Origin of the sequence: Actinacidiphila acidipaludis, assembly GCF_019890725.1 — a bacterium.
GTDB classification, from domain to species: domain Bacteria; phylum Actinomycetota; class Actinomycetes; order Streptomycetales; family Streptomycetaceae; genus Actinacidiphila; species Actinacidiphila acidipaludis.
In genome coordinates this window covers 101,690-115,805 of record NZ_JAINZZ010000008.1, presented here as the reverse complement: position 1 = coordinate 115,805, position 14,116 = coordinate 101,690, and the positions used below count along the sequence as shown (strand labels likewise).

10 protein-coding genes are annotated in these 14,116 nt (G+C 72.0%); 4 read left to right on the top strand and 6 right to left on the bottom strand.

The window, feature by feature from the left end; all coding sequences use genetic code 11:
- From K7862_RS09920 to K7862_RS09895, 6 genes are all read right to left on the bottom strand, one after another.
- Positions 1-2,046, bottom strand: a complete 2,046-nt coding sequence (locus tag K7862_RS09920; protein WP_222962091.1) for an ethylmalonyl-CoA mutase — start codon at positions 2,044-2,046, stop codon at positions 1-3.
- Positions 2,046-3,383, bottom strand: a complete 1,338-nt coding sequence (ccrA, locus tag K7862_RS09915) for a crotonyl-CoA carboxylase/reductase (RefSeq protein WP_222962090.1) — start codon at positions 3,381-3,383, stop codon at positions 2,046-2,048. The genes K7862_RS09920 and ccrA overlap by 1 nt, the downstream gene beginning before the upstream one ends.
- Before the next feature lie 467 nt (positions 3,384-3,850).
- Positions 3,851-4,642, bottom strand: a complete 792-nt coding sequence (locus K7862_RS09910; RefSeq protein WP_222962089.1) for a TetR family transcriptional regulator — start codon at positions 4,640-4,642, stop codon at positions 3,851-3,853.
- A 79-nt stretch (positions 4,643-4,721) separates the two neighbouring features.
- The gene (locus K7862_RS09905; RefSeq protein ID WP_222962088.1) at positions 4,722-6,602 is read right to left on the bottom strand and encodes a 3-hydroxyacyl-CoA dehydrogenase family protein; all 1,881 of its coding nucleotides are present in this window, start codon (positions 6,600-6,602) and stop codon (positions 4,722-4,724) included.
- Positions 6,603-6,975: 373 nt separating this feature from the next.
- Positions 6,976-7,509 carry a GNAT family N-acetyltransferase gene (locus K7862_RS09900; RefSeq protein ID WP_262412914.1) on the bottom strand — a complete coding sequence of 178 codons (534 nt, stop codon included), beginning with the start codon at positions 7,507-7,509 and terminating at the stop codon, positions 6,976-6,978.
- 18 nt (positions 7,510-7,527) lie between these two features.
- Entirely contained in the window at positions 7,528-8,610 is a 1,083-nt protein-coding gene (locus tag K7862_RS09895; protein WP_222962087.1) for an Rv2578c family radical SAM protein, read from the bottom strand.
- A 171-nt stretch (positions 8,611-8,781) separates the two neighbouring features.
- On the opposite strand from K7862_RS09895, the gene K7862_RS09890 reads away from it, so the two are divergent.
- The 4 genes from K7862_RS09890 (at position 8,782) to K7862_RS09875 (ending at position 14,081) form a co-directional block, all read left to right on the top strand.
- Positions 8,782-9,234, top strand: a complete 453-nt coding sequence (locus K7862_RS09890) for an SRPBCC family protein (protein ID WP_222962086.1) — start codon at positions 8,782-8,784, stop codon at positions 9,232-9,234.
- A gap of 488 nt (positions 9,235-9,722) precedes the next feature.
- On the top strand, positions 9,723-11,723 hold the full coding sequence (locus K7862_RS09885) for a TOMM precursor leader peptide-binding protein (protein WP_222962085.1): 2,001 nt from the start codon (positions 9,723-9,725) through the stop codon (positions 11,721-11,723).
- 90 nt (positions 11,724-11,813) lie between these two features.
- On the top strand, positions 11,814-11,987 hold the full coding sequence (locus K7862_RS09880; RefSeq protein ID WP_222962084.1) for a hypothetical protein: 174 nt from the start codon (positions 11,814-11,816) through the stop codon (positions 11,985-11,987).
- Positions 11,988-12,125: 138 nt separating this feature from the next.
- Positions 12,126-14,081, top strand: coding sequence for a TOMM precursor leader peptide-binding protein (locus K7862_RS09875; RefSeq protein ID WP_222962083.1), 1,956 nt, complete (start codon positions 12,126-12,128; stop codon positions 14,079-14,081).
- The last annotated feature ends 35 nt before the right edge of the window (positions 14,082-14,116 follow it).

The window sequence follows — 14,116 nt, the reverse complement described above, 5'->3', positions numbered from 1 at the left end:
TCATACCTCCAGCTTGTTCGCGAGCCGGATCTCGTCCACGATCCGGCCGATGATCCCGGTGATACCGAAGTCCTTGGGCGTGAAGACGGCCGCCACGCCCGCGGATCGCAGTTCCTTCGCGTCGGCGGCCGGAATGATGCCGCCGACGACCACGGGCACGTCGTCCGCGCCGGCCCGCCGCAGCCTCTCCAGCACGTCGGGCACCAGCGCCGCGTGCGAGCCGGAGAGGATGGACAAGCCCACGCAGTGCACGTCCTCGGCCACCGCCGCCGACACGATCTGCTCGGGGGTCAGCCTGATCCCCTGGTAGACCACCTCGAACCCGGCGTCGCGGGCGCGGACGGCGATCTGCTCGGCGCCGTTGGAGTGCCCGTCCAGGCCCGGCTTGCCCACCAGCAGCCGCAGCCGGCCGCCGCCCAGCTCCTTGGCGGTGCGGGCGACCCGGTCCCGCACCTCGGCCAGCTCGCTGCCCGCCTCGGCGGCGACCGCCACCGGGGCGCTGCCCACCCCGGTCGGCGCCCGGAACTCGCCGAAGACGTCGCGCAGCGCCCAGGCCCACTCGCCGGTGGTCACCCCCGCACGGGCGCACTCCAGCGTCGGGGCCATCAGGTTCCCGGTGCCTGCCGCCGCCGCGCGCAGCCCGGCCAGCGCCTTCTGCACCCGCGGCTCCTCGCGGGCCAGCCGCCAGTCGTGCAGGGCGGCCACCACCCGGGCCTCGTTGGCCGGGTCGACGGTCATGATCGCCGCGTCCAGGTTCGCGGTCAGCGGGTTGGGCTCGGTGGTCTCGTAGACGTTGACGCCGACGATCTTCTCCTCGCCGGACTCGATCCTGGCCCGCCGCTCGGCGTGCGAGGACACCAGCTGCGCCTTGAGGTAGCCGGACTCCACGGCCGCCATGACGCCGCCGAGCTCCTGGATGTGGTCGATCTCGGCGGTGGCCGCATCCACCAGGCCGGCCACCTTCTCCTCGATCACCGTGGAACCGGCGAAGATGTCCTCGTACTCCAGCAGGTCGCTCTCGTGGGCCAGCACCTGCTGGATGCGCAGGCTCCACTGCTGGTCCCAGGGCCGCGGCAGGCCCAGGGCCTCGTTCCAGGCCGGGAGCTGGACCGCGCGGGCCCTGGCGTCCTTGGACAGGGTCACGGCCAGCATCTCCAGCACGATCCGCTGGACGTTGTTCTCCGGCTGCGCCTCGGTCAGGCCGAGGGAGTTGACCTGCACGCCATAGCGGAAGCGGCGCTGCTTGGGGTCCTGGATGCCGTAGCGCTCGCGGGTCACGGTGTCCCAGATGCGGCCGAACGCCCGCATCTTGCACATCTCCTCGACGAACCGCACACCGGCGTTGACGAAGAAGGAGATGCGGGCCACCACCTCGCCGCGGCGCTCCTCGGGCACCTGGCCCGAGGCGAACACCGCGTCCAGCACCGCGATCGCGGTGGACATCGCGTAGGCGATCTCCTGCACCGGCGTGGCGCCGGCCTCCTGCAGGTGGTAGCTGCAGATGTTGATCGGGTTCCACTTGGGCATGTGGTTCACGGTGTACGTGATCATGTCCGTGGTCAGCCGCAGCGACGGTCCCGGCGGGAAGACGTGCGTGCCCCGGGACAGGTACTCCTTGACGATGTCGTTCTGCGTGGTGCCCTGCAGCCCGGCGACCGCCTCCGCGTCCAGCCCCTGCTCCTCGGCGACCACCTGGTAGAGCGCCAGCAGCCACATGGCGGTGGCGTTGATGGTCATCGAGGTGTTCGTGCGTTCCAGCGGGATGTCCTGGAACAGCCGTCGCATGTCGCCGAGATGGGACACCGGGACGCCGACCCGGCCCACCTCGCCGCGGGCCAGCACGTGGTCCGGGTCGTAGCCGGTCTGGGTCGGCAGGTCGAACGCCACCGACAGACCCGTCTGGCCCTTGGCGAGGTTGCGGCGGTACAGCTCGTTGGAGGCCTCGGCGGTCGAGTGCCCGGCGTAGGTCCGCATGAGCCACGGCCGGTCCTTTTTGATGCGCTCGCTCGCCTCCGGCGCGGCCTCGCTCGCTTGGCGGGGCTTCATCAGGCGTTCCGGAAGCGGTTGATGGCCGGCAGGTGCCGCTCGCGGGTCTCGAAGTCCGTGACGCCCAGGCCCTCTTCGGGGGACAGCGCCAGCACGCCGACCTTGCCCTGGTGGAGGTTGCGGTGGACGTCGTACGCGGCCTGACCGGTCTCGGCGAGGGTGTAGGTGCGCGACAGCGTGGGGTGGATCTTGCCCTTGGCGATCAGCCGGTTGGCCTCCCATGCCTCGCGATAGTTGGCGAAGTGCGAGCCGACGATCCGCTTCAGGCTCATCCACAGGTAGCGGTTGTCGTACTCGTGCTGGTAGCCCGAGGTGGACGCGCAGGTCACGATGGTGCCGCCCTTGCGGGTGACGTAGACCGACGCGCCGAAGGTCTCCCGGCCGGGGTGCTCGAAGACGATGTCCACGTCCTCGCCGCCGGTCAGTTCGCGGATGCGCGCCCCCAACCGCTTCCACTCGCGCGGGTCCTGGTTGTGCTCGTCCTTCCAGAACCGGTACTCCTCGGCGGTGCGGTCGATGATCGCCTCGGCGCCCATCGCCCGGCAGATCGCCGCCTTCTCCGGGCTGGACACCACGCAGATCGGCGTGGCGCCGCCGGCCAGCGCGAACTGCGTGGCGTAGGAGCCGAGTCCGCCGCTGGCGCCCCAGATCAGGACGTTGTCGCCCTGCTTCATGCCGGCGCCGTTGCGCGAGACGAGCTGCCGGTACGCGGTGGAGTTGACCAGGCCGGGGGCGGCGGCCTCCTCCCAGCTCAGGTGCTCCGGCTTGGGCATCAGCTGGTTGGACTTCACCAGCGCGATCTCCGCCAGGCCGCCGAAATTGGTCTCGAAGCCCCAGATCCGCTGCTCGGGGTCGAGCATCGTGTCGTTGTGCCCGTCGGCGGACTCCAGCTCCACGCTCAGGCAGTGCGCCACCACCCGGTCGCCGGGCTGCCACTTGTTCACGCCCGGTCCGGTGCGCAGCACGACGCCCGCCAGGTCGGAGCCGATGACGTGGTACGGCAGGTCGTGGCGCTTGGCGAGCGGCGAGATCCGGCCGTAGCGCTCCAGGAACGCGAAGGTGGACACCGGCTCGAAGATCGAGGTCCACACCGAGTTGTAGTTCACGGAGCTGGCCATCACGGCCACCAGCGCCTCGCCGGGGCCGAGTTCGGGCACCGGCACCTCGTCCAGGTGCAGCGACGTGCGGGGGTCCTTCTCGCGGCTGGGCAGCCCGGCGAACATGTCCGCCTCGTCCTTGTGCACGGTCACGGCACGGTACGACTCGGGAAGCGGGGCGGCCGCGAAGTCGGCCGCGGTGCTGTCCGGCGCAAGGATCGCGTCCAGGATTTCCTTCATATGACTCGCCTCCGGCGAAGCGTTCTCGCGTAACGCTCGAGGGAACGCAGGGGTCGGGTGAATGGGGGCCGTCGTCGGTTCGGCGATGAGCTGACGGTGCGGCTGAAGGAGCCGCGCGGTGGCGCGGAAACGGTGCCTGTGACGCAGGCGTCCGGGCGCGGGGCCGAGGCCTTGGGGACAGACGGCGTGCGCAGGGTCCCTGCACGCCGCCCACCCGGACTGCTCTTACGTTATGGCACCGCGTGCCAGTCGTAAAGACACTGCGTGCCAACAATTTCCCTCAAGTGTCACCCGGTGCCCACAGACGAGCAACAGCAGGGCCGGTACACGCATCAGCGGCCGCCCGGATCGCTCCGGACGGCCGCTGGGAAGGCCATAGGCCCCGGGACGGGGCTCTTTGGCTGCTTGGCTGCTTGGGTGGCTGTTTCGGGTGGCTGTTTTGGTTGGCTGAGGCGCCGAGGGCCCGGCTAGGCCTTGCGCAGAGCCTCCTCGATGCTCCGCAGGATCTCCGCGGGCGAGGCGTCGGTACGGGCCACCGCGACCACCACCTCGCCCTGCCGGGACACCGCCGCCGGGGCCGGCGCGGCGGCCTTGGAAGGTATCCGGCCCGCCCCGATCCCGGTGCCGAACGTCGTCTTGATCACGTCGAAGGCGTGCTCCAGCTGCGCCTCGACGTCGCCCTTGCCGTCGGCCCGCAGCCAGCGCCGCAGCACGTGGTTGTGCGCGGCGACGACCGCGGACGCGGCGACCTCGGCCAGCAGCGGGTCGTCGTCCCCGTCCCGGTGGGCGCCCTCGTCGAAGTGGCCCAGCAGATAGCGGGTGAACAGCCGCTCGTAACGGGCCACCGACGCGATCTCGCGCTCCCGCAGGGTCGGCACCTCGCGGGTCAGCCGGTAGCGCTCCACGGACACCTCGGGCACCTGCGCGTACATCCGCAGCACCTCGGTGATCCCGCGGCAGACGGTGTCCAGCGGGTGCTCACGCGGGTCCGCGGAGTCCAGCACCGCCTGTACCCGGACCAGGGTGTCGTCGTGATCCGGGAAGATCGCCTCTTCCTTGGAGCGGAAGTGCCGGAAGAACGTCCGCCGCGCCACACCCGCCTTCGCCGCGATCTCGTCGACGGTCGTGGCCTCGTACCCCTGTGTGGCGAACAACTGCATGGCCGCGGCGGCGAGATCCTGGCGAACCCGGTGGCGCTGGGCGGCGGCACGGCGACCGCTCGCGGTGTCGGAGGCGTCGGACTTCACAGCTTGGGGCATGTGGGGAACGTAACACGCCGGAGGCTCCCGTCCGGTGGACGGCGGAAATCCGCCCCAGCCCACCGGACGGGCACCGCGCTCAGCCCCGGGCATACTCGCGGAAGCCGCGGCCGGTCTTGCGGCCGAGGCACCCCGCCGACACCAGGTGCTCCAGCAGCGGGGCGGGTGCCAGGCCGGGGTCGCGGAACTCCTCGTGCAGCACCTGCTCGATGGCCAGGGAGACGTCCAGACCCACCACGTCGAGCAGTTCGAACGGCCCCATCGGGTAACCGCCGCCCAGCTTCATCGCGGCGTCGATCGCGTCGACGCTCGCATAGTGGTCCTGGACCATCTTCACAGCGTTGTTCAAGTACGGGAACAGCAGCGCGTTCACGATGAAACCGGCCCGGTCGCCGCAGTCCACCGCGTGCTTGCGGACCGCCGCGCACACCTGGTGCACCGTGGCCACGACGTCGTCGTCGGTCAGCACCGTGCGCACCACCTCGACCAGTTTCATCGCCGGCGCGGGGTTGAAGAAGTGCATGCCGACCACGTCCTGCGGGCGGCCGGTGGACCGCGCGATCGCCACCACCGGCAGCGAGGACGTCGTGGTCGCCAGCACCGCGCCCGGCTTGCAGACCTTGTCGAGCATCCGGAAGAGCTGCTGCTTGACGAAGAGGTCCTCCGCCACGGCCTCCACGACCAGGTCGGCGTCCGCGAACCCGTCGTACGTGCCGGCCGGGGTCACCCGGCCCACCGCCGCGTCCCGCTGCGCCTGGGACAGGCGACCCTTGGCGACCGACCGGTCCAGGGACCGCGCCAGCCGCGCCACGGCGGCCTCGGCCTTCTCCGGCGTCCGGGCGGCCAGCACGACCTCGAACCCGGCCTTGGCGAAGACCTCCGCGATGCCGGTGGCCATGGTCCCGGACCCGGCCACGCCGACCGAGCCCACGGTCCGGCCCGCCGCCCGCGCGTGCCCGTCGCCGGGCGTCTCCGCGTCCGGCACGACCACGGAACCGCCGGGCGTCTCGTAACTGTAGAAGCCACGGCCGGACTTGCGGCCGAGCAGCCCGGCCGCGGTGAGCTGCTTGAGCACCGGCGCCGGCGCGTGCAGCCGGTCGCGGGTCGCCTCGTACATCGCCTGCAGCACGGTCGTCGCGGTGTCGATGCCGATCAGGTCCAGCAGCGCCAGCGGGCCCATGGGCAGGCCGCAGCCGAGGCGCATGGCCGCGTCGATGTCCTCGCGGGTGGCGTACCGCGACTCGTACATCGCGGCGGCCTGGTTCAGATAGCCGAACAGCAGGCCGTCGGCGATGAAGCCGGGGCGGTCACCGACCGGGACCGGCTCCTTGCCCAGACTGACCACCAGCTCGGTCACGGTCCGCGTGGCCTGCGGCGAGGTCAGCACGGTGGACACCACCTCGACCAGCTTCATGGCCGGCGCGGGCGCGAAGAAGTGCAGGCCGAGCACGCGGTCCGGGTACGCGGTCTCGGCCGCCAGACGCGTCACGGACAGCGCGTTGGTGCCGGTGGCCAGCACCGCGTCGGGCCGGACGATCCGGTCGAGCGCGGTGAAGACGTCGCGCTTGGTCTCGTAGCACTCGTCGACGACCTCGACGACCAGGTCCGCCTCCGCGGCGGCCTGCAGGTCGGGGAAGGTGCGGAACCGGGCGAGCGCGCCGGCCCGTTCGGCCGCGGTGACCCGGCCGCGCTCGACGGCGCGGGCGGTGGAGCGCTCCAGGCCGGCGACGGCGCGGCGGGCCGCGGCGTCGCTGACGTCGATGCCGATGACCTCGCGGCCGGCCAGCGTGAGCACCTCGGCGATGCCGGTGCCCATGGTGCCCAGACCCACGACGGCGACGACGAGAGCCTGGGCGCCGTGAGCACGGCCGCCGGCGGGCGCGGACGACGCCGCGGAGGCAGGGGCGCGAGTGGAGGCAGGGGTGGAAGGGGACGCTGAGGAAGCAGAGGGACGGTCCATCGCGTGACTCCTGAGAACAGGCGGGAGTGGAGACGCGGGCCGATCGCACAGGTGGGTGCGCCCGCGGATACCTGGGCGGGCCCTGTCCCGGGGCCGCGCCGCGATGTGCCGAACCGACGTGGTGTGAAGCGGTGTCCGGGAGCTGCGTCACCAGGCTCCGGGCACCTGGCTTGAGAGTAACTCGCGGGTAACTTGAGCGCTACCCCTGTGCGCATGTGATGTGCTCCACCCCACAGATGAGCGCGAGGCTTGCGCAGGACGCCAGCGGAAGGCGGCGCGGGGAGGTGGCTCGGGGAGGCCGCGCGAGACGGGGGCTGCGAGGAAGAGGAAGCCGCGCGTGGGTACCCCCGTCACCCACGCGCGGCCTCCCCGGTCAGGGCACCCGGCGCACGTACCGCAGCTCCCGCAGCGGGACACCGGCGTAGTCGTCACTGGTCTCGGCGCCGTCGGGCGCGAATCCCGCCCGGTCGTAGAACCGCCGCGCCCGGCTGTTGTCGGCCAGCACCCACAACAGGAGTCTGCTGCGGCCGAGTTCGGCGGTACGGCGCACCGCGGCCGCGGTCAGCGCCCGGCCGACACCGGTGCCCACGTGCTCGGGCAGCACGTACAGCGCGTAGAGCTCGCCGTCGCGGGCGTCGTCCGGCTCGCCGCGGTACGGGCCGACCGCCGCCCAGCCCACCACGACGCCGTCCACCTCGGCCAGCAGGTTGTGCACCCGGCCGGCCGACAGCGCCAGGAACTCCCGGCGCCGCGCCGCGTCCTCCTCGGCGTCCATCGCGTCCAGGTACGACCGCGGCACGATCCCCTCGTACGCCCACTGCCAGCCGCGGACCCGGATCGTGGACACCGCCGTCACGTCCGCCTCGGTCATCTCCCGGATCCGCACGCCGGCGGTGCTTTGTGTCATGCCTGGACTCTAGGGGCGTCAGAGCAGGGTGAGCTGGGTATTTTCGCCCCCGCCGGGGGCCGGGGCCCGGTCCTCGCCCTCGCCGGGTTCGTCGCGGGTGGCGCGCTCGTGGCCGGTCGCCTGCTCGGGCAGGCCGAGCCGCCGGCTCGACCCCCGCCGGCCCGGCCCGCAGCCGAACTCGGCCGCGAACTCGTGCACCTGGCGGGTGATGCGGCGCTGGTACCAGGTCGGCGCGTACGAGCCGCCGGCGTACAGCGCCTCGTACCGCCGCACCAGATGCGGGTGGTTGCGGCGCAGCCAGGCCATGTACCACTCGCGGGCCCCGGGCCGCAGGTGCAGCGTCAGCGGCGTGATGGACACCGCCCCGGCCGCGGCGATGGCCCGCACGGTGGCCCGCAGCTGCTCGGGGGAGTCGCTCAGGAAGGGCAGCACCGGCGCCATCAGGACGGTGGGAGGGAGGCCGTTCTCGCTGAGGGTGCGGCAGACCGCCAGTCGCGTCTCGGGGGAAGGCGTGCCCGGTTCCACGCTGCGCCACAGTTCGCCGTCGGTGAAGCCGACGGACAGCGCGATGGACACATCGGTGACGCTTGCGGCCTGCCGCACCAGCTCCAGATCGCGCAGGATCAGCGAGCCCTTGGTGAGGATCGAGAAGGGGTTGGCGCGGTCACGCAGCGCCTCGATGATGCCGGGCATCAGCCGGTAACGGCCCTCGGCGCGCTGGTAGCAGTCGACGTTGGTGCCCATGGCGACGTGCTCGCCCTTCCAGCGCGGAGCGGCCAGCTCGCGGCGCAGCAGTTCGGCCGCGTTGGTCTTCACCACGATCTGGCTGTCGAAGTCATGGCCGGTGTCGAGGTCCAGATAGCTGTGCGTCTTCCGGGCGAAGCAGTAGACGCAGGCGTGACTGCACCCCCGGTAGGGGTTCACCGTCCACTCGAACGGCATCCGGGAGGCGCCGGGCACCCGGTTGAGGATGCTCCGCGCGCGTATCTCGTGGAAGGTGATGCCGCGGAAGCCCGGCGTGTCGAAGGTGCGGGTGGTCACCGCCTCGCTGCCGAACAGCGCCCCTGCCGCGTCGTCGCGGTTGAGTCCGTCCCAGCGCATCGCACCCTCCTCCGGTCCGTCCACCCCCTGGGGCACCGTGCCCCGCGTCCACAATAGAACACAGATTCGAAAAGCGGGTGTGGTTGGCTGGGAACGCGCGTGAAGAACGCGTACCGATCACGGCCGCGGTCACCGGACCGGCCGGTACGGGCACAGAACCGAGGAGAAGTCATGGCGCTGGTCGAGGCCACCACGGAGCGGATCGTCGCGGCGGAGCCGGAGCGCGTGTACGACGCGCTGGCCGACTACAGCGGCACCCGCGGCCGGGTGCTTCCCGGGCAGTTCAGCGAGTACGAGGTCAGGGAGGGCGGCCGGGGCGCGGGCACCCTCGTGCACTGGAGGCTCCAGGCGACCAGCAAGCGCGTCAGGGACTGCCTCTTCGCGGTCACAGAGCCGTCCCCGGGCCGACTGGTGGAGACCGACCGCAACTCCTCGATGGTGACGACCTGGACGGTCACCCCGGCCGGCGCAGGCCGCAGCAAGATCACCGCCGTCACCGCCTGGCAGGGCGCCACCGGCGTCGGCGGCTTCTTCGAGCGTACGTTCGCTCCCAAGGGCCTCAACCGCATCTTTGATGAACTCCTGGCAAACCTCGCCACGGAAGTCGAACAGCCGGCGGGGTAGTCAAAAGGGTGCGGATACCCATCAGTGCCGCCGGAGGGTTCCGCTTTCGGATCATGGACCGCGGCGGCGGAATAACCGGTTTTGGGGCCTCCGCCGCCGTGCCGAACAGGCCCGTGTCGGGCAGGTGAATTCCACAGGTCAAAGGCGTGTCAAGATCGGATTCGGCCCGCTATGACCTTGTCCATACAACTGCCTGGAGATGGCAGGTACCTGCAAGTGGAGTCCCGCCCATTGACGGCCCATCCTGGGCGGTCCACACTCGTCGCTCGTGGACGCGGGTAGAACCGGTCCACTCCAAGGGGTGATCCCTCGACGGGGGTGGCATGCGTACGACGGAAGAACCGCGGCTTGCCCAATTACGGCCACGGCTGCGCAATGATGTTGTTTTTCTGCGCGTCGACACCGGAATTTATTTGAGGAGTTCGGAGACTTCCTGCGTCCTCAAAGGCGCGGGCGCTTATGAATGGCTTTCGGTGCTCGGGCCGCGAATGACCGGGCAGCTCAGCATGGCCGAGCTGTGCGAGGGGCTCGACGAAAGCCGGCGCAGGACCGCGATCGCCCTCATGCGCACACTGCTCGACCGGGGATTCGCCCGCGACGTTCCGCCCGCCGACGACACGGTGCTCGATCCGGCGGTGTCCGAACTCTTCGCACCCCAGATCAATTTCGTCGAACACGTCATGCACGCGGACCGGCGCACTCCGCAGGAGCTCTTCGCCCGCTTCCGTTCGTCGCGGGTCCTGGTCAGCGGCCCGCCCGGGGACGTCGGTACCGCGGTGGTCCGCGGACTGCTGCGCAACGGACTCGCCGAGGTGTCGGTGGACGACACCTCCTGGGGGCAGGTCTTCGACTCCGACCTCGCGTACCTCGCCGAGGCGGGCGCACCCGCGAGCGTCGCGGTCAGCGGCACGGCACCGGCGGACCTGGCCGCCTTCGACGTCGTGGTGCGCGTGGCCGACAGCCGCGACAGCACCGGACTGCTCGAACTCACCCGCCGGCTCGGCGCGGTGACCGGCCCGCTCGGCGGCGCCGGCCCCCGGCTGGTCCCCGTCGTGGCCGACAGCGGCCGTGTCGTGCTGGGACCCGTGAGCGGACCGGACGACCGGCCGTGCTGGGTCTGCGCCCAGCTCCGGCTCTCCGCCAACTCCGATCCCGGGCTCACCGCCGAGTTCTGGCGGGGCCTGGCGCTCGGTCCCCTCGTCGCCGAACCGGAGAACGGCAGCGCGATCACCCGCTCGATGGTGGGCAACGCGGTGGCGTTCGAGGTCTTCCGCCTCGGCAGCGGGCAACTGCAGCCCGACGACGAGCGGCACGCCGTGATCCAGGACCTGACCACGCTGGAGTCCCGGCGTGAGCGCGTCCTGCCGCACCCGGCCTGCCCGATGCGGCACGGGCGTGCGGAGGACGGCGAGCGGCCGGAACCGCCCGTGGACGACAACGACGCCTACGGCAGGGCCTCGGTGCTGGTCTCGCCCTCGATGGGCCTGATGTCCGGCTGGACCGACGAGTCGTTCAAGCAGATCCCGCTGAAGATGGGCCGCGTCCGGCTCGGTCCGGCCGGTGCGCTGACCGACACGGCGCGCGAGATCGCCGCCTTCGACGTGGACACGATCCTGGTGGCGCGCACACGTGCCGTGCGGACCGCGGTGGCCTGCTACGTCGGCCGTCTCGGACCCGTCGGCCCGGACGGTGCGCACCGGACCGCCGACGGCGCGGCGGTGCTGCCGCCCGAGCGGCTGGAGATCTTCTGCGGCCTGGGCGACGACCCGCAGCCGCCGCCCGGCGGCCTGCGGACCGCGGTCTCGCTGCACGACGGCAGTCGCTGGCAGGTGCCCGCCGCGGCCCTCTATCCGCTCTCGGCGGCGAACGCCCGGCTGCGGTTCGAGCCGGGGTCCGCGGGCGCCGCGGCGGACTGGACGCCGGACGCGGTGCGCGAACGCGGCCTGTGCTCGGCGCTGGCCCGCCGCGGCCTGGTCCGCGCCCTGTCCGGCGCCGCCCCCGCCGCCCTGGTCGACGAGGGCCGGCTGGCCGGCGACGACGAGGTCGCCTTCGCCCTGGGCAGCCTCCGGCACTTCGGCCGCACCGCGCGGGTCCTCGCGCTGCCCGGCGCCGCACCGGCCGCGGCCGTGCTCGCCGTGGTCGAGGACGCCGACGGCACGGCCGACTGGGCCGTCGGTTCGGCCCTGTCGGTGCGGGGAGCGGTGCGCGCGGCGGTACGTGACGCCGTCGGCCTGGCGGTCGGCCGGCACTACGAGAACGCGCCGGTGGACCCGGGCGACCCGCTGCTGCCCGACTTCCACCCCCGCGTGCTCGCCGAGGCGGACGCCCGCAGCGACTGGTCCCTCGACGCGCCCCTGGTGCCGATGGCCGAGGCACTCGCCCGGCTCGACGCGGACGGTACCCGCGCGCTCTTCGCCGACACCACCACCGTCGATCTGCACGCGATCCGCGGCATGGTCACCGGCACCGTCCTGCTCGCCGCGCAGTAGCCGCCCCCGGCCCCGACCGCGCCCGAAGGCGCGCCACGGTTCTCGGAACAGACGTTCCGGGGTGTCATCCCCACTACAGGGAGGTTCGTCATGGCTGTCGAACTGAAGGACGAGCTGAGTGCTCTGGAGAGCGCGACGTTCGAGATCGAGGAGATGACCGACGAGTCGGTCGAGCTGGCGTGGTCCAGCTCGAGCTGCTCGTGCTCGAGCTGCTGCTCCTGCAGCACGAGCTCCTGCTGCTCCTGCAGCACCAGCACCAGCTGACGTTTCCCGTCAGAACCGGTCGGCCCGGGCACAATCCGGGCCGACCGGCCTGACCGGGCTGCTGGCGTGGCGCCGGACGGCACCACGGGCGAGCAGCCGTACCTCCGATCTTCCTCCTATTGAGCGACTGGTGGACGGATGACTTTGCTGTCGAGCGTGGCGGCCGGCACGGCGACGCCTGACGACCCGCGTTCCTGGGCGATCGGTGTCCTGCGCGGGCACCTGGCCGGACGGGCCGCCGCCGGGGTGGACCTGGACGTCGACGTCCTCGGCCTGCCGCAGAACGGCCCCGCCGCGGACCGTCCGCCGGCCGGTGAACTCGTCTACCCGGTCCGCCTCTACGGCCAGAGCGTGCTGCTCGGGCCGCTGCACCGCGCCGACGGGAGCAGCAGGCCGTGCGGCCGGTGCCTGGAACGGCGCTGGCTGGCGCTGCGCCCGGTCGAGGAGCGGCGTGCCGTCGAGGACGGCACGGACGCCACCCTCAGCGGCAACGACCCCTTTCTCGTCCCCTTCGTGCTGGAACAGATCGCCCAGCTCGTCGCCGCGGAGACCGCCGGTGCCGCCGTTCCGGCCGGCGACCGGCGGATCGGCCGGATCCTGCGCCTGAACACCCGTGACCTGACCGTCGACCGGCACGAGCTGATCGCGGACTCCGAGTGTGAGCGCTGCGCCACCCCGGTGGCCGACACCGCCGAGGGCGCGCGGCTGACGCTGGAACTCCGCCCGAAGCAGCACCCGTCCAGCTACCGGGGCGCGGCCGCGGCCGACCTGCCGCTGCCGGCCGGCGGCTACGTCAACGAGGTGTGCGGCGCCCTGGCGAGTACCACCCGCCGGGTCTACCAGTGCAGCGCGACCCTGCCGGTCAGCGGCTACTTCCGGGTCCGCAGCAAGTACGACTACCACGAGATGTGGTGGAGCGGGCAGTCGCAGAGCTCGGCCGGCAGCGAGCGCTACGGGATGCTGGAGGGCCTGGAACGGTACGCGGGACAGTTCCCGCGGGCCAAGCAGCCAGAGATGTACGCCAGTTACCGCGAACTGGCGGCCGACGCCCTCGACCCCTCGTCGATGGGCGGCTACCAGCCGGACTTCTACGCCGGGCACCACGAGTACTACCAGCCCTACAGCCCGGACGCGCCCACGCACTGGGTGTGGGGCTACTCCTTCGCCGAGGGGCGCCCGCTGCTGGTGCCCGAGCAGTTCGTCTTCTACCTCGACCGCCGTCCCGACCGGAAGTTCGTGCAGGAGTGCTCGAACGGCTGCGCCAGCGGGACGAGCACCGAGGAGGCGCTGCTGCACGGCATGCTCGAACTCATCGAGCGCGACGCCTTCCTGCTGTGCTGGTACGCCGGGAGCAGACTGCCCGAGATCGACCCCGCCACCTGCGACGACGAGGAAGTCCAGTTCGTCCTGGACCGCGTGGCCCGGCTCGGCTACCGGATGCGGCTGTTCGACATGCGGGTGGACATCCCCGTCCCCGCGGTGATGGCGGTGGCCGAACGGCTGGACGGCGGCCTGGGCACGCTGTGCTTCGCAGCGGGCGCCAGCATGGACCCGGTGGAGGCGGTGCGCGCGGCCATCGCCGAGACCGCCTCCTACATCCCGGGCATGGACGAGCGGGTGGCGGCCAAGCTCCCGGTCCTGCACGAGATGCGGGCCGACTACAACCGCGTCCACGAACTGACCGACCACGCCCTGCTGTACGGCCTGCCGGAGATGGCGGACACCGCCCGCTTCCTGCTCGACTCCGACACGCTCCGGCCGATGGACGAGCTGTACGCCGGGTGGCTGGCCCAGCGTCCGGCGACGCTCGACCTCGCGGACGACGTGCGCTGCCTCACCGAGCTGCTGCGCGACGCCGGCAGCGACGTGATCACCGTCGACCAGACCTGCCCGGAGCAGGACGGCACCCGCATCCGCACCCTGTGCGTCCTGGCGCCCGGACTCGTACCCATCGACTTCGGCTGGGAGCGGCAGCGCGTCCTCGGGCACCCGAGACTGCACGCGTACCTCGGCGGCGAGCTCGCCGAACTGCACGCCCGCTCGGCGGGCTTCGGGCCGACCGGGCTGAACCGCAGGCCCCATCCCTTCCCATGAGCGGAACCCGTGAGATGCCGCAGCCAGCCGCGTAC

Bases quoted from the DNA above. Each gene is read 5' to 3' on its own strand.
- K7862_RS09880 (WP_222962084.1), top strand. From the start codon at position 11,814: ATGGCTGTCGAACTGAAGGACGAGCTGAGTGCTCTGGAGAGCGCGACG.
- K7862_RS09910 (WP_222962089.1), bottom strand. From the start codon at position 4,642: ATGCCCCAAGCTGTGAAGTCCGACGCCTCCGACACCGCGAGCGGTCGC.
- K7862_RS09920 (WP_222962091.1), bottom strand. From the start codon at position 2,046: ATGAAGCCCCGCCAAGCGAGCGAGGCCGCGCCGGAGGCGAGCGAGCGC.
- K7862_RS09900 (WP_262412914.1), bottom strand. From the start codon at position 7,509: ATGACACAAAGCACCGCCGGCGTGCGGATCCGGGAGATGACCGAGGCG.
- K7862_RS09875 (WP_222962083.1), top strand. From the start codon at position 12,126: ATGACTTTGCTGTCGAGCGTGGCGGCCGGCACGGCGACGCCTGACGAC.
- ccrA (WP_222962090.1), bottom strand. From the start codon at position 3,383: ATGAAGGAAATCCTGGACGCGATCCTTGCGCCGGACAGCACCGCGGCC.
- K7862_RS09905 (WP_222962088.1), bottom strand. From the start codon at position 6,602: ATGGACCGTCCCTCTGCTTCCTCAGCGTCCCCTTCCACCCCTGCCTCC.
- K7862_RS09895 (WP_222962087.1), bottom strand. From the start codon at position 8,610: ATGCGCTGGGACGGACTCAACCGCGACGACGCGGCAGGGGCGCTGTTC.
- K7862_RS09890 (WP_222962086.1), top strand. From the start codon at position 8,782: ATGGCGCTGGTCGAGGCCACCACGGAGCGGATCGTCGCGGCGGAGCCG.
- K7862_RS09885 (WP_222962085.1), top strand. From the start codon at position 9,723: ATGACCGGGCAGCTCAGCATGGCCGAGCTGTGCGAGGGGCTCGACGAA.